The 25,739-nt window shown below is 40.5% G+C and carries 11 protein-coding genes and 1 CRISPR repeat array; all 11 genes read right to left on the bottom strand.

Annotated features, from left to right (window positions below):
• Positions 1 to 28: 28 nt before the first annotated feature.
• Entirely contained in the window at positions 29 to 3,472 is a 3,444-nt protein-coding gene (locus tag J7I42_RS14100; RefSeq protein ID WP_209139457.1) for a SusC/RagA family TonB-linked outer membrane protein, read from the bottom strand.
• Between the two features lie 333 nt (positions 3,473 to 3,805).
• Positions 3,806 to 5,011, bottom strand: a complete 1,206-nt coding sequence (locus J7I42_RS35585; RefSeq protein ID WP_209139458.1) for a FecR family protein — start codon at positions 5,009 to 5,011, stop codon at positions 3,806 to 3,808.
• A 206-nt stretch (positions 5,012 to 5,217) separates the two neighbouring features.
• Positions 5,218 to 7,191: an alpha-L-arabinofuranosidase C-terminal domain-containing protein gene (locus J7I42_RS14110; RefSeq protein WP_209139459.1), complete on the bottom strand. Its 1,974-nt coding sequence runs from the start codon at positions 7,189 to 7,191 to the stop codon at positions 5,218 to 5,220.
• Between the two features lie 214 nt (positions 7,192 to 7,405).
• A complete protein-coding gene (locus J7I42_RS14115) occupies positions 7,406 to 8,029 on the bottom strand; it encodes an RNA polymerase sigma factor (RefSeq protein ID WP_209139460.1) in 624 nt (207 codons plus the stop codon).
• Between the two features lie 292 nt (positions 8,030 to 8,321).
• Complete coding sequence (locus tag J7I42_RS14120) at positions 8,322 to 9,971, bottom strand: TraB/GumN family protein (RefSeq protein ID WP_209139461.1); 1,650 nt, start codon at positions 9,969 to 9,971, stop codon at positions 8,322 to 8,324.
• A 60-nt stretch (positions 9,972 to 10,031) separates the two neighbouring features.
• Complete coding sequence (locus J7I42_RS14125) at positions 10,032 to 11,141, bottom strand: vWA domain-containing protein (RefSeq protein ID WP_209139462.1); 1,110 nt, start codon at positions 11,139 to 11,141, stop codon at positions 10,032 to 10,034.
• A 123-nt stretch (positions 11,142 to 11,264) separates the two neighbouring features.
• Positions 11,265 to 16,772: a CRISPR direct-repeat array (repeat unit 47 nt; unit sequence GTTGTGAATTGCTTTCAAATTATTCAGTAGCTTAGAGCTGATACAGC).
• Positions 16,773 to 16,865: 93 nt separating this feature from the next.
• On the bottom strand, positions 16,866 to 17,171 hold the full coding sequence (cas2, locus tag J7I42_RS14130) for a CRISPR-associated endonuclease Cas2 (RefSeq protein ID WP_209139463.1): 306 nt from the start codon (positions 17,169 to 17,171) through the stop codon (positions 16,866 to 16,868).
• A gap of 22 nt (positions 17,172 to 17,193) precedes the next feature.
• Entirely contained in the window at positions 17,194 to 18,087 is an 894-nt protein-coding gene (gene cas1, locus J7I42_RS14135) for a type II CRISPR-associated endonuclease Cas1 (RefSeq protein ID WP_209139464.1), read from the bottom strand.
• 94 nt (positions 18,088 to 18,181) lie between these two features.
• On the bottom strand, positions 18,182 to 22,729 hold the full coding sequence (gene cas9, locus J7I42_RS14140; protein ID WP_209139465.1) for a type II CRISPR RNA-guided endonuclease Cas9: 4,548 nt from the start codon (positions 22,727 to 22,729) through the stop codon (positions 18,182 to 18,184).
• A 946-nt stretch (positions 22,730 to 23,675) separates the two neighbouring features.
• Entirely contained in the window at positions 23,676 to 25,196 is a 1,521-nt protein-coding gene (gene dnaB / locus J7I42_RS14145; protein ID WP_209139466.1) for a replicative DNA helicase, read from the bottom strand.
• The coding region (locus tag J7I42_RS14150) for a hypothetical protein (protein ID WP_209139467.1) at positions 25,183 to 25,739 on the bottom strand (557 nt) is incomplete at its 5' end. The genes dnaB and J7I42_RS14150, both read right to left, overlap by 14 nt.

The raw sequence follows: 25,739 nt of genomic DNA on the forward strand, positions 1-25,739 counted from the left end.
GTTACATCTTACTCCCCTATTTGCCACGCTACAATCCTATTTTAAGTCCTGCCACCAACATACGTAGCGGTGGCAATGCAGACGCATTTTGATTTTCAGGATCCAATCCCGAATAATTGGTAAATGTGAGTAAATTTTGCCCCTGACAATAGATTTGTATATCGCGAATCTTACTTGATTGTTTCCACGTAATAGGCAATCGCCATGACAGGAAAAAGTTTCTTAATCGGATATAAGAGGCATCATACGAATAACCCGCATCACTACCTGAAGCCAAATAGAAAGGAAACGAAAATAAAGGATCAGTAGTAAATTTTCCCATAACATTATTATCTCCAGATTTCCGCCAACGATCTAACGCAGAGGCAGGCTGGTTACTTAACATTCTGATAAAGGCACCAGGTGCAAGCATTCCATTATCATAAAACAATGCCCTTTTTCCCAACTGATGCACGAATTGAAAAAGAAAGCTGAGCTCTAGGCCTTTATACTGGATTACATTCTGAATACCTCCAAAATACCGAGGAGATGGAGAACGTAGAATATAAAAATCTTTATCAAAATCAGGAGTTGAAGTAGCATTACCATTAACGTCAATAACATGAGGTTCACCAGTTGCTGGATCAACTCCCGAATAATGAAAAAGTTTAATTATTCCAAGGGGCTGCCCCACTATGACGCCATCAAATCCTGAGGCATAACTGGATTCTGCGATATTTGGAAAAGAGATTAGCTTATTTTGGGGGATGGTAAGATTAAAGCTGCTTGTCCAGTTCCAGGTTTTAGATTTAATATTTGTTGTATTTAACGAAAACTCCAAACTGGTGTTTTGTACAATTGCTGGAAAATTACTAAGTATATTGCTAACGCCAGTTATAGTTGGCAAGGTATACGGTAAGAGTTGGTTAGAAGATCTATTGAGAACATAAGTAAAATTCAAAATCATTCGATCGTTCAAAAATCCAAGGTCTATTCCTACCTGCCATTTTTTAGTTTCTTCCCATTGTAGGTAAGGATTAGGCAAGGTAAATGTTGACAGATTTGCTGTACCTTGATATGGAATGGGTGCAGGAGAGCTAAAATAAAGATTTAAATATGAATAATCGCCAATTTGATCATTACCCGTAGTACCATAGCTACCTCTTAACTTGCCAAAACTAAGGAATGGTATCGCTTTCTGAATAAATTTTTCATTGCTAAATATCCAACCTATTCCGACACTAGCAAAATTATGGAATCGGTTCTTCTCTCCAAAGCGACTGCTACCATCCCTTCTGGCGTTTAAATTAATTAGGTATTTATTATTCCATTTTAAGTTTAATCGCCCGAACAGAGCATTATACTTGTATAAAACATTAGAATTGCTTCTTGAATCTATGGATACTGCTGATAAAATATTGCCAAGTACAAGATTGCTGGGATAGCCACTGCCAGATATTTCAAATGACTCATCATTATTTTCTTGAATCGTGGCGCCCACGAGTGTTTCAATTTGTGCATTTTTAAAATTTCTAGTATAAGAAACCTGGGGTTCTATTATCCAAGTGCTGTGTGTTGAATAAGTATGTTGAGCTTGCCTTACTGAGTTTGGCCTACTTTCTGGCGGATAAAATTCGATTGGAGTTGATACAAAAGAATTGGTTTGCATATTAAAATAACCAAAACTGCTCTTGGCCTCCAAGCCAGGCAGAAGCGTATAACTAAGTAACGCATTACTTACAAGATTTCGCGTATTATGGGTATAATTCCTATATAAACTGTAAACCATAGGATTTTCCCAAGTCGACTTTCCTTCACTGTTTGGCTGCCAGTTTAGAGTACCATCTGCTTTATAAAGTGCAGGGGCCACTGGTTCAATCAAAATGGCTCTTTGTGTAAGATCTACACCTGGCAATTTATTTTCATCCACCATATACATACCAGATAACTGAGCAGTGAAGCGACGGTTCGATGACAATCCCTTTACATTAAAGTGTACAGATCCCTTTTGATCATCCAAATCACCAGGAAAGACATCAGTCGTTCGGTTATATATTGCACCTATAAGGTATTGTATGGTTTCTACACCGCCTGCTACAGAAGCACTGATATTTGTATATTGTGCTGTTCCGCCTATTAATTGCTTTTGCCAATCGGTGTATCTGCTTGTATCCCATAGCTTCAAATCATAGTATTCAGAAGTAGAAGGAATGGTATTTAGATCAATCCCATCATTACTCAGAGCTTCATACCGCATATCCAGATATTGCCGGCGATTCATCATCTTCGCTTTGCGTGTAATTTGTCCCCAACCTTGTTGAAAATTAATATCAATTTTTGCTTTACCAACTTTCCCACTTTTGGTTGTAATGATGATAGCACCGTTGGCAGCCCTCGAACCATATATAGCAGTGGCATCGGCATCCTTCAATACATCAATAGACTCTATATCCATTGGATTTAAATAACTCAAAGGGCTGGCACCTGTAGGACCACCACCCGAGACAGGAGTACCATTACGGTCTTGGGGTAAAATAGCAGGATACGGAAGCCCGTCAATTATGATAAGAGGCTCATTACGGGCATCCACAATGCTATTCTGCCCCTGTATACGTATTTTTACAGCACCATTCGAAAGACCAGTAGTTTGTATAATTACTACACCTGGGACACGTCCCTCTAATGCTAGCAAAGGATTTTGTACCGGTTGTTTTTCAATATCAGCCGCTTTCACTGTATAAACATTACCCGTTGTAAAGCGGCGGCTAGTGGCACCATATGCAATCACCTGCGCTTCGTCCAGATTACCCACGGCTATCTTTAGTTTAACTGAAAGAAAGTCCTTATTCTTAACTATTATTTCCTGCCGGTCAAACCCAATGGAAGAGATCAGCAACACCGCATTCTCCGACACATCCCGTAATACAAATTCCCCTCGCAAATTTGTCGTGGTACCCTTACTGGTCCCTTTCACCATAACATTCACATTCTGCGCCGGCATGCCATTCTCATCTGTTATAACACCCCGCACTTCGCCAATGGGATCTTTTGTAAATGATGGCGTTGCTAACTTAACAGACTCTTCCCTCCTCGGCCGAATAATAACCATATGCTCATTTACTTCATAATCCAACCTATCTCCCTTAAAAACCAAATCAAGTACCTGCTGAATAGGCGCATTTTTCACAACTACAGTAACCTTCGGTGCTCCTTCCAACAACTGAGAAGTGTACAAGAATTTGTAGTCGCTCTGTTGCTGTATTTTCTTAAGCACCTTCTCTATCGGAACGTCCCGCTCCGATAAGGTGATCCCCTGCCCCAACCCTGTAGCATGGATCTGAAGACATGCTCCTAGAATTAAAATAGCAGTAAGTTTCATAATTCTACCTGCTTGCCGCAGCATTTTGGTGGTGCCGGCCACAGCACCTGGTTTAGTCGCCTTATTGCCTATGGCAGACAATAATGACACTAGTTTGCAAACAATAATTTGCATAACTTTGGGTTGAATGTTAACAATGTAATGCCTTAGAAACTTGCAGGTTGACATTTTAAAAGCCGGCAATGTAGCAGCATTGCTGGCTTTCTGTTTTTAGCAGTTAGTATAAAGTAATCGTAGCATAAAAGCAGAGAGTCAATTTCTCCTACAAATGGTTAAATAGATGGACGTGGCCTAATGCTTAACGGGATGCACTCCCCTCCGGTAGGACGAGGCTTAATAATACAATAAGGCAGGAATTGAATGATGATAAGGCAATTTTATGGTTAGACAAATTACACTTAATACAACACCTTACTTGGGGTTAACGACACAAACAGAGTTGGGCTATTATAGTGGCCTGACAACAATTTTTTTTCCCTCTACGGTGAATTTAACAGCGCCTGTTTTTTCCAACAGCTCTAATACTTTTGATGCATTGCTGTAGCGGGAGATCTCACCATTGAACTCCCATTGCTTTACGGCTTCGTTCTCAAACTGGGTGGGACCCAAATCATACCAGCGTTCCATCTGGTGCATGATCAACTGGATATTGGTATTATTAAAAACGAACCTGCCTTCTTTCCAGGCCATTACCTGGTGCAGGTCTACATCACTTACTACATTTATTTTGGCACCGTTTACAACGGCTTGTTCGCCGGGTTTTATGATCTTTTGCGATTGCTCCTGCTGTACTTTAACGGAGCCTTCTAACAGGGTCACCTTAATATCGGCTTCGTTTTCGTACGTATTTACATTGAACTTCGTACCTAATACCTGTACGCTCATGTTGCCTTTGCTTACAACAAAACGTTTCCCTTTTGATTTCGCAACTTCAAAATAAGCTTCCCCGGTGATCTCTACTTTGCGCTCATTTTCTTTAAAAGCTACCGGATACCGGATTGAACTTTCCGCATTCAACCACACCTTCGTTTCATCTGATAATTGCAAATACACCACATCGCTCCCCTTGGGTACGGTCACCTTATTATAGAGTGGTTTTTCAGAAGAAGCAAGTCCATCCGAGGAGTAGCTCAAGGCGCCATTATCTTTCTTCTCTACTTTCATACTGCCCTGCCTGGCTAACAGGCCGCTCGAGTTATCGAGTTGTATGGTTTTGCCATTGTCAAGCGTGAGATAGGCATGCGTGGAGCTGGGTTTCGCATCGCTTTGCTGGGCATGAATTACTGCCGGTACGGCTGCCGACTTATCAGAGTGAAGTAACAGATACAAGGTAGTGGAGGTCATGATCAACAACAGGGCAGCCGCAGCATACACCAGCCAGTTCATTCTAAAAATTCTTTTGGACTGAACTACCGGTTCCTCCCAACCTATCTCTTTTATCCTGGTCCAGGCTGCCTCCAGATCAAGCTGCTCGCCTTCTTTATATGCCCGCACTTCAGCCATGAGCGCGGGCATATTGGTCAAATCATCAAAGAACTGGCGGTTTGTTTCCGACTGCGCCACCCACGCTGATAGGGTCGCCGATTCATCGGGTGTAAGCTCCTGCTTCAGATGCTTGAATAATAGTTCGGTAATTGCTGCGTGCTGATCCACTCGGTTAATGGTTTTTATTGAACTTCCCCTCCGGTAATAATTTGATAACATTCGGTTAACCTTAAAACAACATGAGGTTGCTAATTCTTTACAGTAAGCAAATATTTTTTTGCCTGGTTTTCAAAGAAGGGCATAAAATGGACGACAAACCACCTCTGGCTGTAGCATCGCGACTGTATAAATAAGCCAGGCAACGGCGCTATGAATTATCTGCCTGCAGTCTGTAATCTTACAACAGTTAGTGAATATGGCGGAAAATCGAATACCATATTATTTGATTTCAATGTCTCCTGTTTTGTCTCCGGCTTAATTATGTCCGGTTTTTCGATCTTATTCATATCATCCGGGTGCCCGGCAAGCACTGTAACAATAGATTTTACCGATTGATCCTTTATAGATGGGATCGAGATCTTTTTCCGTTTTGCTGACGTGGATGGATTAACTACCTTAATGATCACTTCGTTGGTACTTGTGTCAATTACTGCATTGGCCCAAATACTATCGAGCGCATTGATTGTCCTTCCACCTTCTGTCAGTGAAAGCACATGCGTACCTTTATTCAAAGAGAAAAGTTGTTGCACATAATAGCTGGGTGTGTTATAGGAAGTTATATTGTCAAACCAAATCAAATTAGGGGTCCATTGCCAGCCATCCACATGCGCAAAAAGCGGCGCATAAGCTGCCATAGATACCACATCTGCATTTCTTTCCAATCCCGTCATAAAACAGGCCTCAGACAAAGCCGCCATGAGATTATTGACATTTTTCTGACTTCCTATCCTATCGGTTTGTGCAGCATATTCGCCTACAAATATTTTTGGTCCTTTCCTGTCGTAACTGTCGTATCGCGTTGAATTTCTCATGAACCAGTCTGGCGTGTCGTAAAAATGTTCATCAATAATGTCCACATTTCTTTTACGTAATACACTATCCATGTACGTAAACACAGGAATATTCCTGCTGTATCCTGTTGCATTTACTATATTAATATAGGGATATTTTTCTTTAATCGCTTTTGTAAACAGATCAAGGCGCTCAACATATTGCGGTCCCCAGTTTTCATTGCCCACTCCAAGTATTTTCATTTTGAATGGGTCAGGATGGCCATATGCTGCTCGCTTAGCACCCCAGGTAGTAGTTACATCTCCATTGGCAAATTCAATCAAATCAAGTGCATCCTGAATAAAAGGTTCCAATTGTGAAAGGGGGACCACTTCTGCTGCATCAAATTGACAACTCATGCCACAATTGATAATGGGCATAGGTGAGGCGCCGAGGTCTTCGCATAATTGAAAGTATTCAAGGAAGCCAAGCCCAAAACTTTCCATATAATCTGGCGTTTGCCGGTTCGGCACATCATCGGCCCAAATCGACTGAACAAGCAAGCGGTCGTTTAGCGGACCGATGGTATTCTTCCATTGATAGCGATGAACGAGTTGATTTCCTTCTACAATGCAACCACCTGGGAAACGAAGAAAACCGGGATGCAGATCATACAACTTTTGCACCAGGTCATGCCGCAATCCACCCGGACGATCCCTCCAGGTATCTGTTGGCATCAGTGAGATCCGATCTACGGCTAACTTTCCTTCGCCTTCAAATATGACCAGCAGCTTTCCTACAATGGCAGAATCGTTTGGCGTGATTGTGATCTGTTGTTCCTGCCAGCCTTTGGAGGTTGCTGCATTAAGCTCCATTGATGCGTTTCCAATTGGGCGATTATTTGTATTGATCAAAAATACCCGCACATGGATACCTGGTTGAACCTGCTGGTATTGCAAGGTAAATGTATAGTTGAGCCCTTTCTTAAAATAAATCCCATCGAACCCTGAGTTTACTAAACCGACTGTATCCTTTTCACTGGTCGAAACTGTCATGAATTTGGGATCTTTAGCATTGGGATCCATATCCTTTGTGATGAGGAAGATACCATCACGTACATTCTTCGGCCATGTTTCCCAGGCAGTCATCGGTTTTGGGAAATCGAAGCTCCTGTTTTTTATAAGTTCTGCGTACAAGCCGCCATCGGCGCCACGATTAATGTCTTCAAAGAACAAGCCCCACATGGTGGGTTGGATGTTAGCCCTGGTATTCTTAATATCAATTTTGTATACTTCCTGACCGGAAACAAAGATCATAAATAAGTTACCAATGGCAGTTACAAGCAATCGTTTTATCATTAGCGTAGAATAATGGTTTGTAAATATCCTATTAAATATGGGGTTTTCACACTGCACTATCCTGACACCATTTAATTTACTGGGGCTGATCCACTCGGTTAATGGTTTTAATTGATCATCCCCTCCGGTAATAATTTGATAACGTTCGGTTAATCTTTAAACAACATCTAGTTGCTAATTCTTTACAGCCGGGAAATATTTTTTTGCCCGGTCTTCAAAGAAGGGCATAAAATGGACGACAAACCACATCCAGCTCAAGCAATGCCAGCGTGTAAAAAAGCCAGGCTACAGCCAGTTGGTTTTCTGATAATCTTAACCGCAATACCTGCATCGCCCGGCTCTTTTGTACATACACCGTATTGACCGAGATCTGCAGCAAAGCTGCCACCTCGGCGGGTTTCAGCTCATCATAATATAGCAGCTTAAAGATCTTCCGGCATTCATCGGGCAGGTTCTCTATGGCCTTATGGATGGTTTCCACGATCTCCGCTTTTATAGAATATTCATACTCTAACAGCGTATCATTCTCCATCCGCTTGGCTATTTCCAAATGACTGCGGTCATGTGCTTTTTTCGACTTCAAATAATTCAGACAACTATTACGGGCACTCACATACAGGAACGCCCTGATACCGGGTTCATCTTTAAATTGGGTATTACGTTGGAACAATTTTAAAAACACCTCCGTGGTTATGTCTTCTGCTTCATCCTGATTACCGGTTATTTTTTTTGTAAATACTACAATTGAACTATAATAAGCTTTGAATACTTTCTCAAAAGCCTTTTCATCACCATGTTGAAAATTGATGACAGTTTGGTTCTCTAATTTTTTGCTCATGAAGGTCCACGGAAAATTTTTGCTGAATGACAATCCAGCACCTGCTACTAAATTTGTTGTAGATAAGGAATTTGAGCTGTAGATAAAGCTTAAATAGGTGAAAAGGCTAAATAGGTATAGCTATCCCTTAAACCGAAGGAGAGTAAAGATGTAAAGGAATTTCAGGGGAGTAATTGGTTGGGATACAAACTTACGGGTATTCAACCGAAATAAAGATGACCATTAACAAAAAACCTATACCGCAAATCGATGTAGCACAATTTACTGATCGGGGTCATGTTCATCAGCGTTATCAATTGATAGTGATACCTTTCTGCCTCACCAGTTTACCATCCAAATTAAATACACAGATCATATAACGGCCACTCGACAGGTAAATGTCTTTTTCAGTACGCGTCTGATGAACACGGGTTACCTGTACCGGCACCAACTCATTTACCTGTTGTGCTTTCAGACACTCTTCAAACAGATATATTAATACTATAGCATCACTGTCTTTGGTAAATATAATGCTATGATCTGCCAGGTTCGTCTTCTTTAATTGGAAAGGATATAAATCCAGATAGTTGTCTGTCCTGTAAAAATGGGTCGGGTAATGCACCTGTAGGTCATACCGCGCCGGCGCATCATTCACCAAAAGGGAGTCCTCTAATAAAAGATAAGGTGTTGGATAACCACCGCCATGAGTAAAAGCGTTTTTGTTGGCATTTACGGCATCTATACAATAAGGCGTAATGCCCGACCGCCGCATAAAATACTGCGCCATAAAAGTATTACCCGTATTGTCGGGCGACTTATAAATATGACTGTAACCGGCCAGCACAATGGTTTTACCAGTATCATTGGTTGCGCTAAGGGCATTCACCAGGTTATTGGCCTGCATGGAATCCCGGTAATTAAAGGTGTTATTGCCTTTAGTGGTGTCCTCGTATGGTATCAAGGTATAGCCATATGCCAGTGCCTTCCGTATCAATAAGCCAAAGATGGGTTCCTTTGTATAAAAGCCGGTGTTAGCATCCGGATAACCCTTATCAACTTTTGTAAACAGCGCTTCCAATGCCAGCTTGTTGTACCCCAGCTTTTTTAACTCAGGTAATAAAGTGATCAGGAATGCCCGGGTTTGTACGTCTACATGCCATTCGTTAAAGAAAAGGACCTTGTTTCGTGCTGCCTGTTCCAGGATCACGCTTTTGGCATCAGCCGGTAACAGGTGTTTGTTTACACGGGACGGTCCGACCCTGCGGATGATGGTCGGGTCATAACGATAGGCTTTATCATAGTCGCCAGTAAACGTACAATACGTTGCCAGGAACTGACTCAGCACATTTCTTTCAGCCGAGGTCAGCTCTTTGTTATAATAGCTTTCCAGGGTATTTATCTTATGAGCAGCACTAACATACATATTTAGACTGTCATTACCGATGTTCACATCGGCAAAATTGACGTTCCAGGCTGGTATCGACGTGCTCAGTGAGGTGAGTAGCTGGAGGCTTCTTTTAGAATCGGTGGCGTTGCCTTTAAAAAAGAACTTGTATTTGCCAGTCCTGACAGTATACAGCGCAGCACCATTATGCACATAAAAAGAATCCTCATCTCTTTTGGACATACCGGTTGATTCAAACAGGTAAAACCGGCGCTCAGTCGCTCCGGTTGTTTTACCCCATATAATAAGTGAGTCGCTTTTAAGTATCTGATTGGGGAAGACCTCCTTCGCGTCTCTTATACCGGCCCCAGTAGGTTTATAAAAGACAGGTTCACCAACAAATGTCAGCTCCCAATTCTTCGCCGGCATTCTTACAATGCTATTTCCATCCAATGTGGGGATCACATACCGGTCGGGATATTGAAAGGGTTTTGATGAGCTACACGCCTGGAGTAGCAGCACAACCAGGAATAAATTACCTCCCTGGCGAAAAATACAATTCATGGTAATAGTTCTCACATGACAGATTTTATGGATTGCCCTGTCTTTCTGGTTTGCGGTCTACGACAACTAATTAAACTAACTCTTTTTCCTTTTTTGATAAGTATATACGATTGTTCCGGTTGCAGCCAATACAACTAATGCAATACCGCCATAGAGGGGATATCGCTTTTCCCTTTCTTTCCTGGCTACAAACGCAACCACTTCTGTTGGAAATGCTTTAGTGGAAGGATTGGTAACCAAATAAATACTATCAATGTTAAACGACAATGCTATTTGCCGGGTACTGTCGGCTGAAGAAAAGTTGGGAGAATTATAAACTAGCTCGTAAAACGCCTGCACCTGTTTGCTGATCTCTTTATATAACACATTTAAGGAGGAAGCGGAACTCGTATAATAATACTGCCCTTTGGTTGATTTGGCAATAAGCGAAAGCGTATCACTGTTAACATTCCCCAACCCGACAATATAAATAGGCACCTCTGCCTTATTAGCTATATCAACTACCTCATTCCATTTTGATTTTGAGGAATTGTCCTGACCATCCGTAAGCGCCACCAATACCTTTACGCCATCTGCCTTTTTAACTTCTTCAATCCCTTTGATCAGCGCGTCATAAAATGCAGTGGACCCGCCGGCTTGCATGGAATCAACGCTGGCATTGATTGTTGAAACATTCTGTGAAAGGGGTAATACTTCGTCTACCTCCTCCGAAAAGCCAATTACACCAATGAAATCCTTTTTTGTATTGAACGTAGAGACAAATGTTTTGACGGCAGATTTTGCATTATCAATAGGCGCAATGCTATCTACGTTATAGGTATTCGTTGGATTACCGAAACTATCAACGATGGGGTGTATACCCATTCGCATAGAGCCGGAATGGTCAATCACAATGCCAATATTGATCGGTTTGTATTTGGAGATCTGGGCCAGTGAGACCACCTCACAATGTTGTGTATTCTCCCTGACCGCCATTTTCTCTTTTGTTAAATTCCAGACGGGTTCGCCTTTTCTTGTTTCGGCTTTAAACACAACCGATACATTGGGAAAAGAATCGGGGTAGATGTTTAAAATGGTGAGATCAGCCGTGTCGGAGGTTGATAGGTTACCTGTTACTTTTTTTGTCTGGCTGAATACCCCAACCGAAAAAGCTGTCGCTACAAAGAATATTATAATATGTTTCATTGCTGCCTCTAGTATACGCTAATTTTGGCAGGAAACAAAAGAAGGTTATTGTGAATTGCTTCAAATTATTCAGTAGCTTAGAGTTGACACAGCATGTGTCAGTACTTGTATTGGGAACTTCATGTTGTGAATTGCTTTCAAATTATTCTGTAGTTTAGAGCTGACACAGCTTACACGTTCAAAGGCATGAAGTATACTGTGTTGTGAATTGCTTTCAAATTTCAGTAGCTTAGAGCTGATACAGCTGGGGAGGTAAAGAATCTGGCCATGGCCATGTTGTGAATTGCTTTCAAATTATTCAGCAGCTTAGAGTTGACACAGCCAACATACAGCGCTACAGGAGGTAGTAACAGTTGTGAATTGCTTTCAAATTATTCAGTAGATTAGAGCTGACACAGCATGTATATTGTGCCGGCCGCCAAGGTCTTTGTTGTGAATTGCTTTCAAATTATTCAGCAGATTAGAGCTGACACAGCGAGTTTTGATTATCGGGGGTAATGGATTTAGTTGTGAATTGCTTTCAAATTATCCAGTAGCTTAGAGCTGACACAGCTATAATCTAAGATTATAATGTTATTCCAAAGTTGTGAATTGCTTTCAAATTATTCAATAGCTTAGAGCTGACACAGCAATTTAAGTGTTAACAAATGTTTGTGTCGTGTTGTGAATTGCTTTCAAATTATTCAGTAGATTAGAGATGACACAGCACCCACGTTTCTTTCTTCTGCGCCACTGCGTTGTGAATTGCTTTCAAATTATTCAGTAGCTTAGAGCTGACACAGCTATGACACAAGCTGAAGCACTTGCAAAACTGTTGTGAATTGCTTTCAAATTATTCAGCAGCTTAGAGCTGACACAGCCAGGTACCCCACAATAAAGTCATTCAGTGGGTTGTGAATTGCTTTCAAATTATTCAGCAGCTTAGAGCTGACACAGCAAAAATGGCCAATCCTAATTACCTGCTGTTGTGAATTGCTTTCAAATTAATCTGTAGCTTAGAGCTGACACAGCGCCATTTCAACTTTAAGGTCGGGCAGGAGATGTTGTGAATTGCTTTCAAATTATTCAGTAGCTTAGAGCTGACACAGCTGTACCGGCATTATGCCCGAATATGAAGTTGTCGTGAATTGCTTTCAAATTATTCAGTAGCTTAGAGCGGACACAGCCCGAACGGCTAACCCTTTTGCGTATCTCTGTTGTGAATTGCTTTCAAATTATTCAGTAGCTTAGAGCTGACACAGCTATCGCCACCATGGTTGTGCCTTTTGATCAGTTGTGAATTGCTTTCAAATTATTCAGTAGCTTAGAGCTGACACAGCCCGAACTGCTAACCCTTTTGCGTATCTCTGTTGTGAATTGCTTTCAAATTATTCAGTAGCTTAGGGCCGATACAGCTGAAGCGCTCGCCGCAGCACTGAAACAAGTGTTGTGAATTGCTTTCAAATTATTATTCAGTAGCTTAGAGCTGACACAGCTATAGTACCTAATACGGCTAAAGGAGTGTTGTTGTGAATTGCTTTCAAATTATTCAGTAACTTAGAGCTGATACAGCTACATGCAGTAGGTGCCCGGTAATTTCTGTGTTGTGAATTGCTTTCAAATTATTCAGTAGCTTAGAGCTGATACAGCAACCATAAAAGTTTACCAATGCTTGAACCAGTTGTGAATTGCTTTCAAATTGTTCAGTAGCTTAGAGTTGATACAGCCTGTCCAGTTTATTGAACATGTCCTGTGTAGTTGTGAATTGCTTTCAAATTATTCAGTAGCTTAGAGCTGACACAGCACCGAAGATTTTATTTGAGTACGCTAAGAGTTGTGAATTGCTTTCAAATTATTCAGTAGCTTAGAGCCGACACAGCGAAGAACGGATTTATTCAGGGTGGCACAAGGTTGTGAATTGCTTTCAAATTATTCAATAGCTTAGAGCTGACACAGCAGTCGCCAGGGCCTCCCAACTTTCTACCTGTTGTGAATTGCTTTCAAATTATTCAGTAGCTTAGAGCTGATACAGCCCCATGAAGCAGGCACTACAGGCACAGTAGGTTGTTAATTGCTTTCAAATTACTCAGTAGCTTAGAGCTGACACAGCTTTTTTACGTGTTTCTTTTTGTTCTTCTAGTTGCGAATTGCTTTCAAATTATTCAGTAGCTTAGAGCTGATACAGCTTCGTTGTCTATAAGGGCTGCAAATTGCTGGTTGTGAATTGCTTTCAAATTATTCTGTAGCTTAGATCTGACACAGCAAGTTTTTTATCTCACGTTCACGGCGGGGTGTTGTGAATTGCTTTCAAATTATTCAGTAGCTTAGAGCTGACACAGCTATCTAGTATATAGTGTGCCGCTTGTTACAGTTGTGAATTGCTTTCAAATTATTCAGTAGCTTAGAGCTGATACAGCTTAAATCACTCAACAACAGAAGAATGGCGTTGTGAATTGCTTTCAAATTATTCAGTAGCTTAGAGCTGATACAGCAATGAAAATGTACAACGTACGCAAATCACCGTTGTGAATTGCTTTCAAATTATTCAGTAGCTTAGAGCTGATACAGCCACATTCACCATTTACAATTAATGCCCTGCGTTGTGAATTGCTTTCAAATTATTCAGTAGCTTAGAGCTGATACAGCTAAACTGCTTCTCATGCTCTTCCATGATATCGTTGTGAATTGCTTTCAAATTATTCAGTAGCTTAGAGCTGATACAGCTCATTGAACGCGTTATTATTTAGTGACGCAGTTGTGAATTGCTTTCAAATTATTCAGTAGCTTAGAGCTGATACAGCTTCCTTTTGTGTTTGCTTCGGTAACTGATCGTTGTGAATTGCTTTCAAATTATTCAGTAGCTTAGAGCTGATACAGCGCCAGGGGGTGGAGGAATTGCTACATTCCAGTTGTGAATTGCTTTCAAATTATTCAGTAGCTTAGAGCTGATACAGCTGTAATATTGCACATGCCCGTTGGGGCAGAGTTGTGAATTGCTTTCAAATTATTCAGTAGCTTAGAGCTGATACAGCGCCAAATTTGGAAGCTCGATACTCCGCCATGTTGTGAATTGCTTTCAAATTATTCAGTAGCTTAGAGCTGATACAGCTAATGCAATTTCCTTTACACTTGACCCGTTAGTTGTGAATTGCTTTCAAATTATTCAGTAGCTTAGAGCTGATACAGCATCATTCCCCATATCCCTAGCCCCATGCCGTTGTGAATTGCTTTCAAATTATTCAGTAGCTTAGAGCTGATACAGCTAACAGCGGATGCCAGTGAGTGGACGAAGGTGTTGTGAATTGCTTTCAAATTATTCAGTAGCTTAGAGCTGATACAGCGCAAAACTATTTAAGCCGCTACGTAAAGCTGTTGTGAATTGCTTTCAAATTATTCAGTAGCTTAGAGCTGATACAGCACCACCGACTATGCCAAACGAGCGATCGAAGGTTGTGAATTGCTTTCAAATTATTCAGTAGCTTAGAGCTGATACAGCAATTATTATGCTATCCTTGGCTGGCTTCTCGTTGTGAATTGCTTTCAAATTATTCAGTAGCTTAGAGCTGATACAGCACTTCACCAACGGCAATGAAGCCGGAGGGTGTTGTGAATTGCTTTCAAATTATTCAGTAGCTTAGAGCTGATACAGCGGGTAATTCTGAGCACGGAGCCCTACCAACGTTGTGAATTGCTTTCAAATTATTCAGCAGCTTAGAGCTGATACAGCTATGTCTACATTGCGGCGGCAAGAACCTCAGTTGTGAATTGCTTTCAAATTATTCAGTAGCTTAGAGCTGATACAGCCCACAGGAGATTGTTGCTTCTATGCCAGATGGTTGTGAATTGCTTTCAAATTATTCAGTAGCTTAGAGCTGATACAGCAGGTTACGGAAGTCGCAATCGTCTTCCAGGGTTGTGAATTGCTTTCAAATTATTCAGTAGCTTAGAGCTGATACAGCTCAGCCCAATACGAATGCTATAAGGCACCAGTTGTGAATTGCTTTCAAATTATTCAGTAGCTTAGAGCTGATACAGCAACTGGAAGTAGTTTGTTATTGGGAGTCACGTTGTGAATTGCTTTCAAATTATTCAGTAGCTTAGAGCTGATACAGCTTCTCCATTCTGCCCGGATACCCCTTGCGCTGTTGTGAATTGCTTTCAAATTATTCAGTAGCTTAGAGCTGATACAGCGTTGGCGAAAGATTTAAAACGACAGAAGTTGTTGTGAATTGCTTTCAAATTATTCAGTAGCTTAGAGCTGATACAGCGCGTACATATCACAGCTTTCCTCGTCTTGAGTTGTGAATTGCTTTCAAATTATTCAGTAGCTTAGAGCTGATACAGCAAGAATACGAGTCACTTGTCAAGATTGGACGTTGTGAATTGCTTTCAAATTATTCAGTAGCTTAGAGCTGATACAGCATCTCAAAGACTACTATATCGAAGTTATGTTGTGAATTGCTTTCAAATTATTCAGTAGCTTAGAGCTGATACAGCCTATGAACATAATTTTTCGCGTCTTTTTGTAGTTGTGAATTGCTTTCAAATTATTCAGTAGCTTAGAGCTGATACAGCAAGGTCTTTTGCAGGCGGCATTAATCGCCTGTTGTGAATTGCTTTCAAATTATTCAGTAGCTTAGAGCTGATACAGCTCGGTTAAACGCATACATCCACAGGTTTGTGTTGTGAATTGCTTTCAAATTATTCAGTAGCTTAGAGCTGATACAGCAATATTAATTGCTCGTGCAACTCGTAATAAGTTGTGAATTGCTTTCAAATTATTCAGTAGCTTAGAGCTGATACAGCTATGTTGCTCGACTGGTACTATACGCAAACGTTGTGAATTGCTTTCAAATTATTCAGTAGCTTAGAGCTGATACAGCCATCACAAGATTTCACAACTACAAATATTTGTTGTGAATTGCTTTCAAATTATTCAGTAGCTTAGAGCTGATACAGCTTGTGGTATTAGTTTACGCGTGGGCATGGGGTTGTGAATTGCTTTCAAATTATTCAGTAGCTTAGAGCTGATACAGCATGTTTACTATTCTATTGGGGGTAAGGATCGTTGTGAATTGCTTTCAAATTATTCAGTAGCTTAGAGCTGATACAGCTATCAATATCAGAGTGACGTACCAGGCGCAGTTGTGAATTGCTTTCAAATTATTCAGTAGCTTAGAGCTGATACAGCGTACATACGTCTGTCGCTATTCTCTTTATGTTGTGAATTGCTTTCAAATTATTCAGTAGCTTAGAGCTGATACAGCCCTCTCTTTCGCCAGCTAAGTAAATTCCAGTTGTGAATTGCTTTCAAATTATTCAGTAGCTTAGAGCTGATACAGCCGGGTGGCAAATCAGCAAAGCAATGATTTTGTTGTGAATTGCTTTCAAATTATTCAGTAGCTTAGAGCTGATACAGCAGGTTGAGGTGTATTCAGAAATGACCTACTGTTGTGAATTGCTTTCAAATTATTCAGTAGCTTAGAGCTGATACAGCTCATTGCTCGAATGAACCTGGGGGCATACTGGTTGTGAATTGCTTTCAAATTATTCAGTAGCTTAGAGCTGATACAGCCAAACTGGGCAGTAAGATTGACAGGCTTAAGTTGTGAATTGCTTTCAAATTATTCAGTAGCTTAGAGCTGATACAGCAGGATTGGCTAGAACCCAGTCCTGTTGTGCTTTTTAACTGTTTTACAGGACCTAAAAACTGGTTTGAGAAGGCACTTTTTTCATCCTATAGACCTAAAAAAGCTCCAACTGTTGAACCGTTTCCGGCGCCTTAACCTGATCCTGTCCCCGAAATATTTCCATCATCCCGAACTGCTTGTCTGTTATACACATAATCCCAATATGCCCCTTTTCTGGCAAAATCTTTTTCACCCTCTCAATATGAACATTAGCGTTCTCCCGGCTGCTACAATGTCGCAAGTAAATACTGAACTGGAACATCTGAAATCCATACGCCATAATCTCCTTTCGGAACCGGGCATAGATCTTACGGTCCTTTTTGGTTTCCGTAGGCAAGTCAAAAAAAACTAATACCCACATGATTCGATAGGCATTTAATCGTTCAAAGCTCAGGATATAAAATTTTTCGTGATTTCCCTTCAAAACATTTGGCCAGGCTAGCGGTGGTGCGCTGAACCGCGTTCATTAATGGGCTCTTCTGCTCGTCAATTATCACATCCATGGCCGGTATCCCCAATAAGGCCTTTTTCATATTTGGCGTCATTTCCAGAAACCTGCCGTTTCCTCTAATGATCTGACAAACAACCTGGTCTACATATGGTCGATACGGCTCCATGATGTCATCTGCCAGACAATATGCATTGTATTGATTTCGATGGTGAATGCCAAGGGTTGGCAATAATCCAGAGATTACAAGACTACGGGCTACTATGGCCCGTAATATTGCATATCCATAATTCAGAAGATTATTGGGGGGAGGGCCATATCGCTCTCTCCTGAACTGCAGAAAGTCAGGGATTAAATGTTTCCAATAATAAGCCGCAGCTTTGGCTTCATTATTGTCCGGATCACCACTTTTTACGACTGAAGCAAGATTTAAAAGATATTTATTTTCTTCCCGCTGGATTGCCAATAAAGCAGCCTGGTTTTGAATTTTAAGCGCCACTGTCTGTTGCCAAAGTTGTTTCTTCAATGGAAGCGTTGCTTCTATCTGCGCCTGAAACTTCATACTTTGCAAACTATTTCCATCAAGATTCAATAACAGGCCGGTTGGATGGTGCGTATGATCACACGTAATAACAGCGGTATTATTGGCCAATAACTTTGCAATGAGCGCCTGCGTTATCGTTATTTGCTGATGATCAAGTATTAGTATGCCAATATCCTCAATAGGTGTACTTTTCGCTTCACCACTATCGTGCATTTCTATTACAAGCTGCTCGTTAGCCGTCTTTAAATAGGCTGGATTTCCGAAATAAAGCGTACGCTTTATCATGGGGTTTTATCCTGAAACGGGTAACTTTAATTTTTTATTTCCTCAATAAGTCTTTCATCCAATAGGTATTGATCATAGTCAAGATTCGATTTTCCTACATTCCAGGCTTTAACTGTCCAAGTCTGTTTGATTGTAATTTTATACAATGATCTTTTATAGAAATCTTCTCAAGGGTGAATTCCATTTTATTTAGTTGTGTAAATTCTACCTTATCTACGATAGAGCTGGCTACGTTGCAGGGGATGGCATATAACCGGCTACCGGTAAAGCTTACTATTTTAAATATCCGAGTAAGCTGATCCCTGGTTAAATTGCTATAATCTATAACATTACTATTGTCTAGCTCTTCACTGCCTCGCACATAAACCAAATCATTGGGTGATAAATGGAATAATAAGGATTCGCCCACTTCATTAGTTTCCGGAACGGGGGCTAGCCCTTGCTTTTGCCGTTCAATAACTATATTCAATTGTACAGTTTCGAAGCTTCGTTTACCACTTTCGTTTTTATATATGGCAAAGAACAGATTAGTACCTTTGGCCGCTTCAACATATTTATGTGCCTTATTCCCATTTTGTCCAACACTGAATTTATTGCCCTTAGGCTCATATGTACGGACTTTAAAAATAGGCTTATGGTGTTTTCCTCCATTTAATGAAGAGAGATGTTTATTCAAATTTTCAATGCCCTCCACAGAAAATGCCAGTTCAGGATGTTCAATGACTTTACCATCCTTTTCTTCATTGTATTTCTTCAGATGATTCATTAAAATAGCCTGAATGCCCGAATCAGTAATACTTTTAATTGTTGCTGAATTAAAAGATTCATCCAATTTCACCCTGGATGCCACATTTTCTTTATTCCAATAGTAAATCTCTATTTTAGATATATCCCGGTCGTTCCAATTATTTCCCTTTTCTTTAAAATGCTTTATTATATTCTTCTTGTCAAAATGTTGGTCAATTAACTTTTTAATATGACTCCGAAAATCCTTATCAACTATCATTTGCCAATTATCTAACGCTGCCGATAAAGACACTGCCTTTTTTAGTCTTAATTTAATAAGGCCTGAAACGGTATCTTTATGCATGGGCTTTCTAATAGCCCAACTGTCACCCTTTATTTGAAGGACATGTATTTTCTTTAACAAGCCATGTTCATCCTTTTGCCAGGTTTGATAATAGTTCTGGGTTTTATTTATTACCCGCAGGTTTTGTTTAAAGCTTGGAATTACCTGTGATAATTTTTCTTTGGCATCTCTGGTAAAAACATTCCATGGCTGATAAAATGTCCAGTTGTAGTCCTTCTTTGTAGCGTCATTGTATTTTTTAAAACATAGCTTACTTCTCAGATCATATCTTTTTTTCTCTTTTTCCTCTTTTGATCCTTTTTCAAGCGCACTCTCGTTATTAAGGTAATTTATATGATCCCGGGTGGTACAGGCTATAACAATAGCGTCCAGGGCATGATGTCGATGATCAATACGCTTTTTGTTAAAACCTTTCTGAAGCGCTAGTGGCATTTGAATTTGAAACACCGGTTTACCGCTCTTACTGGCCCATTCCCCAAAATTATTGCTATTGGTTAAAGTATTAAGTCGTTCAAAACGAGGTGTGATGATCTCATTCCAGATGTCATTCAGTCCCCAATCCTGTTTCAATTTAGATGTTATGGCGCCGTTGCAAAGTATTACATTTTTTGAGGTGGATTCCAGTTCGTTTTCTTCCCGCACAATATTGCTCAGCAATCTTTTTACCTCCCGACTAATATAACGGCTGTCATTCAGTTGGCGCTGAATAAACGATTCCGGAATATCTTCCATAAATAGCCTGCTCAGCTTGCCTTTGTTTTTAGCGTAATGATCTTTAATGAATTTTTCGTAAGCATTCAGGGTGAACACCATCACTTTTTCACCGAAACCGGTTTCAATAATGTGCCCGCCCTCATTTTGAATAAATTCAAGTGCGGTTTGGTTGTCCTTTAATTTATTGACAGCCGACTCACATATTACCTTATTATTAAATGAATCATCATGATAGCGGTTTCTGGGAATTATATGCTCTATTTCGTATAGCGGGGTAAATAATTTATTTAATGGAATAATCTGGCCTGTATACGGGGATCGATACTTTTGCTCCAGCCATAATTTGTACCGGATTAACTCAGAAGACGTAGGTTGAGCGGTTTTGGATATTTTCAGGATGTCCTCGGGTATTTTATCAGCTTCAGCATTTAATGCACCCTCTTCATAAAGTTTCAAAATATCCTGTTGCATCGGAGAGTAAGGACGAACGTTGTCATAACCGCCATCATTAAATAATTCAACCAATAAAGCTTTGATGCGGAGGTTGGTGTTTTCATTTTCTGAATTTTGCCTGGAGATCTTTTCCCGGTCAGCTTTTGTGTTTTTCATTTCTCTACCCAGCTCAACGTGAATTTCTTTGAAGTAATTTTCTTCGCTGTTGCCATATTGTTTCCAGATGTCGCGAACCAATTGCAGGGTTTCATTGATCACCTTTTCCACTGTCGGATTGCGCAGGCTGTGTTGTTCCAGCAACTCAATATCTTTTGCTATTCGCCATTTGGTGGCATCTCCATCTTCCGAATGGCGGTCATACACAATATAGGTTGCTAACCATTCAGGTAAGCCTTGGAAGTCTTCTATTTGCGAAAGGTGTAATGCTTTTTCGCGAACCCGGTCTTTAATTTTCTCATCATACTCGCCGGACAATATTTTATCAATTCGTTCCCTCGTGTGAAGGTGAATCGCTTCCTGATTCCAATACTTACCCATTCTCATCAGGGGTAATAGCTTATTTAATGCCTTGGCTGAGTGAGCGCCATATTCTTTTTTAAAAGGAGGAATTTTTTTGAATTGCTCTATAAAATCTTCATTCAGGTTATTTTTTGTTGCAAAGGTTCTTAGGGCCTTTGACAAATCACTTTTGTCTTCTACGGAATAGAGTATATGCCAGAGACTTTGTTCCGTTTCCTGGGTCAGGAAAGAATCATGACCGTCATGTATTTTCTCCAGTCTGCTATTGATCAAAGCCCGGGTTTCATTGCATGGATAGGTCTTGTCTTCTACATAGTTCCAGCGATATTGGTCAGCCTTCTTTTTTAGTTGAAAAAAAGGGAATTTTAAAAATGATTGTTGATCAATTTCTTTACGTTCATTCAGCCACTCAAAAAGAGTGATCCAGTCTTTGGTTGTTTTTAAAAACAATCGGGTAACATCGACATCTAATTCCAGCCTACCATTCACTTCCTTTTCCCGTTGATAGATGCGTAGGTTTTGAATGAATTTCCATAGCCTGAATTCCTGGAACAAAGGATGGGATTTGGGAATGCCTTTCAATGAAATTATATCTTTCTTCCCATCTTTTATAAAAGTCCTGCTTTCAAATTTGCAGTTGCCAATAAGGGATTTTTTGCTTTTTAATGGTCTTTGAAAAAAGATAATATCATTTAAAAATAAATGGCTGAAGTTCTTTTTGCTGATGTTATTTCGGTGCGATTCATTGTATTCATATAACTCTTCCAAACAGGCCTGATACAGCGCCTTGTCTTGTAATTCGTGATGTAGCGCCTGTTGTTTTTCCAGGATTCTGGTTAGTTCATCTTTATAGAACTTTCGTTCAATGGTTCGGATCAGATTGCCTTTAATCTTTTGATTTGGGTTTTGCAGTAGAGTGTCGTATATGTACTCGCCAACGGTTTTAAAACTTCTTTCAATTTTATTTTCTGTGCTTTTTTTTATAGCTATCCAGTCTTTCTCAGAGTCAACGGCTTTGAAACTTCGTTTTTCCTTCCCTTCTTTGTCTTTTTTTATTGAACCGTCTGGAAGTAGATCGGTAGTTACAATGAACTCCTGAATCCTTCCTATCCAGTCAAATAATGGTGTTTTGCTTGATCGCCTGTATATCCAGCCATTTTCTAAAACTATACTATACCAGATCTCATTTCTATTTTTTTGCGCGTCATCAGGTATCACTTCTACAACTTTCAATGCATGGAATTCGACTAGCTTTTCAGCATTTTCTTCTTCCTCCTCCCCTCTTAATTGGTAATAACCTCTTTTTTGATTGAAATGAAGTAGTAACCAGGCCAGCTCTTCTTTTTCAATTTTTTCTCTTAATGCTTTTTTTCTTAAATAATATATGGTCCAATCGTAGGGTACTTTTTTGCCATCCTGCACTAAGAGTGGTTGCTGCCGAGCAAAGTCGGCCAGCATCTCTTCAAAAGATTTTTTAAAAAGAAATTCTGCTTTGCCTGTTTCATGATATGAATAAGCCAGCTTGGGTTCAGTTTCCGGAATAAATTGACCAAGCCTTTTTACAAAATCTATTTGAGCAGCATAATGTTCCGGAAGAAAACCGAGAATGTGCAGCACTCTATGTAATCTTTCCCTTCGTAAAAGATGTCGCTCTCTCAACCTTCTTGTGCTTCTAAATCCTGTTCTTTCGGCTGCTTTTGAGTCAGAAACCCCACTACCAAATTTATCTAACTCATCTTGCGACATTGGGATGATGCGGCATCCCGCCTCAATGATCTTACCAGCCTTTTCAACAGTATTCTGCTCTATCAATGCCCACCCTATCGAATTAGTTCCGAGATCAAGACCTAAAATTGTTTTTGTCATTATTAGCTATTTGATAGAGGTCAATAAATTTACAAAAAAGCACAAATATGTGCTTCACAACCCCTCATAATATTATATTTATACTTACAAAATGAAGGGCAGGATTACGGGCCCTAGATTCTGAAAAGGGGGTCCAAACCCCAATTTGGCGATGTATCGCTTATCTTCATTTTGTTTCCAACAATCATTTTTAAGATTGTATTGAAAATGAGGGGTTGGTTGTGAATTGCTTTCAATTAATCTGTTATGAAACTTCTTAAATAGATTGTATCTAGTTCATGAAAGTTTCATAACAGGTTCCTTGAAACATCCTATCTATTCTTAGTTATCCTTCTTGGAATAATTACCAATTTATTAAAGTCTTATAATTGATTCTACCGTTAAGATTCCAAGTTATTCTACCTTGCAATAAATTTCATCTTAAAAATAACTGAAAATCGATTAGAATTAATCGAGTATGATTACCCCTTCTAATATTGTGCAAGGATTGTACAAAAAAAGTGGGGATTTTTTTAGTCAAATAAGCTATCAAAGTGTTACCTGATAAATTATACGGGTAATATATCCTAAATGCTGATTATAACAGGAATAGATAATCTAAAAATATGATCTACTACAATTCCTAAACATAGATCAGAAGAATATTAAATAATGTCGATAGAAATAATTAGCACATCTGAAATTCCAGAATTAGTTTAAACAAAGTATAACTACGTTTATTAAACCCTTACTTCTGTAAAATTTATTTTTCGTGTATTATAAAAGTTCTTAGATTTAAATCTTGAAAGCAATTCACAATAAGGATTATTCCGTTGTGAAAACATTTAAAGCGGCGCAAGTCGCTTTCTTTTTTTATAGTACTCGGCAAAAGCGTTTACTTATTGCACCGCTGTCTGACTCACTGCGCCATACTACCGGCTAATGGTATTATTGCCGGAATTCATTTTCAAAAAAGCAGATCTTCGTCTTTTGCATTGTCTGAATATGGCAAACGTGGGCTTTCCTTCGACCCCCCTTTAAGCGGTCTAGCGGAGGCGGATGGAACTGGTTTCGAAAACGAATCCCGATCCGTTTCTTCCCACTCCTGCGTATCTTTATTCAGTTCGAAATTGATGGTAAGGAGCATGCCGTTGCGGGCCTTGGCAATACGCGCATACCTGCGATCTCGCAGCGAAGCATCCTTTTCAATTTCGTCATCGTCTGGCCCCCACAGAAAGATCACCACATCCGCATCCTGTTCGATTGACCCCGATTCGCGTAGATCGCTTAGCTGGGGCTGTTTTTTGACTCCCGTCCGCTTTTCTACATCACGGCTTAGTTGAGATAGTGCAATCACCGGTATACCCAGCTCCTTCGCCAGCAACTTCAGGCCGCGGCTAATGCGCGAAATTTCCTGCTCACGATTGCCCCTGTTGTCATCATCGGTCATCAACTGTAAGTAATCAACCAGGATAAGGCCGATATCATACCTCTTTTTCAGCCGGCGGGCTTTGGCCCGTAGTTTAAGTAGATTTAAGCCCGGTTGATCGTCAACGAAGATCTTTGTTCCGGCCAGGGTCTGTATACCGGTACGGTATAATCGGGCCATGTCCTCGTCTTCCAAACTCCCCGTTTGAAGGCGGTGAAGCATCATACCGCTTTCGGCTGCCAGCATGCGCAATCCCAGCTGTACGTCTTCCATTTCCAAGGACCATATGGCAACTGGTACCGGTTTTATCCCATTGAGTGCGGCATTACGTGCCAACCGCAGGGCAAATGAGGTTTTACCCACCGATGGCCTGGCAGCAAGAATAATCAGGTCGGAAGGCTGCCAGCCGCGGGTGGCCCGGTCTAATTGTTCATACCCCGAAGGAACACCGGTAACCGGACTATTCTGTTTACGCCACTCTTCTATCCGGTTGATCGTGTTTACCATCACCGTATCCATGCCCTTCACATCGCCATGTACATGCTTGCTACCAATGCTCATCAGCTGTTGCTCAGCTAAATCCAACAGCTGGAAGGCATCGTTAAAATTTTCATATGCATTTTGCACAATCTCCGTGCCTACTCTGATCATTTCCCGGGCTAAATATTTTTGTGCGATGATCTTTGCGTAAAACTCTATACTGGCAGATGAAGTAACCTTATTGGTAAGGGTGGTAACGTAATAAGGGCCGCCAACTTCCTCCAGCTTTTGTTGGTTCCTAAGCTCCTCCACTACCATCCCAAGATCCGTTGGCTGGCATTTTTGATGGAGCGTGCGCATACACCGGAAAATTTCCTGGTGTGCCTGCGAATAGAAGGAATCCTCTGAGACGTATTCCAACACCCGGTCTATTGAACCGGGCACAATCATGATCGCCCCGAGTACCAGCTCTTCCAGATCTTTAGCATTCGGCGGCAGCTTACCATACACAAGGTTTACAGTATCAACGTAAGCAGTACGCCTGTTTTTCTTATCCCGGTCGTTTTTAGTCTTTTCCATGGATGCCTAGTTTTTTACGGTTTTCAGCTTCTTCCAGTTCCCGGACTTTGTTTACCGGTGCTTCGAGCTTTGTTGTACCCCTACCAAAGCGTTCCTCATTTCCCGCCCAGGTAACCAATCGAAGTTTCGTGTCCCAGGTGGCCTGCATTTCTTTTTTGAATTTTGTCCGGCTTTTATTGGGTTCAGCCCAGTAATTGTAAAAAGCCCGGACCATTTCTTTGCCGTACGTGAGCACATACTCAACCAGGCTGTTGTAAAACTCCTGTTGTCGAATAGCCAATTCTTTTTCCCGCTCTTCCAAACTTTTTTTAGGGGGCGAAACGGCCTGGCCGTTTTCGCCAGTACTACTATTCTTCTTTTCTTTTATTTTCTTTACTTTACTTTGTGGCATTTCTTCCGACATTAATGGAGTTTCTGTCAACTGAATGCTGGCAGAAACTTCCAATAAACACATTTTTTCATCTATTATGCAGTCTTTTCGTCTGCTTGTTGCGTCCAACCAGGTAGCCTGAATACGTGCTGAAGTGAGAATATGAAACGTAT

Origin of the sequence: Niastella soli, from assembly GCF_017742245.1 — a bacterium.
Taxonomy (GTDB): Bacteria; Bacteroidota; Bacteroidia; order Chitinophagales; family Chitinophagaceae; genus Niastella; species Niastella soli.

Excerpts from the sequence above, each read along its gene's own strand:
- J7I42_RS14100 (WP_209139457.1), bottom strand. The coding sequence starts at position 3,472 with ATGCAAATTATTGTTTGCAAACTAGTGTCATTATTGTCTGCCATAGGC.
- J7I42_RS14110 (WP_209139459.1), bottom strand. The coding sequence starts at position 7,191 with ATGATAAAACGATTGCTTGTAACTGCCATTGGTAACTTATTTATGATC.
- J7I42_RS14115 (WP_209139460.1), bottom strand. The coding sequence starts at position 8,029 with ATGAGCAAAAAATTAGAGAACCAAACTGTCATCAATTTTCAACATGGT.
- J7I42_RS14125 (WP_209139462.1), bottom strand. The coding sequence starts at position 11,141 with ATGAAACATATTATAATATTCTTTGTAGCGACAGCTTTTTCGGTTGGG.
- cas2 (WP_209139463.1), bottom strand. The coding sequence starts at position 17,171 with ATGTGGGTATTAGTTTTTTTTGACTTGCCTACGGAAACCAAAAAGGAC.
- cas1 (WP_209139464.1), bottom strand. The coding sequence starts at position 18,087 with ATGATAAAGCGTACGCTTTATTTCGGAAATCCAGCCTATTTAAAGACG.
- cas9 (WP_209139465.1), bottom strand. The coding sequence starts at position 22,729 with ATGACAAAAACAATTTTAGGTCTTGATCTCGGAACTAATTCGATAGGG.
- dnaB (WP_209139466.1), bottom strand. The coding sequence starts at position 25,196 with ATGGAAAAGACTAAAAACGACCGGGATAAGAAAAACAGGCGTACTGCT.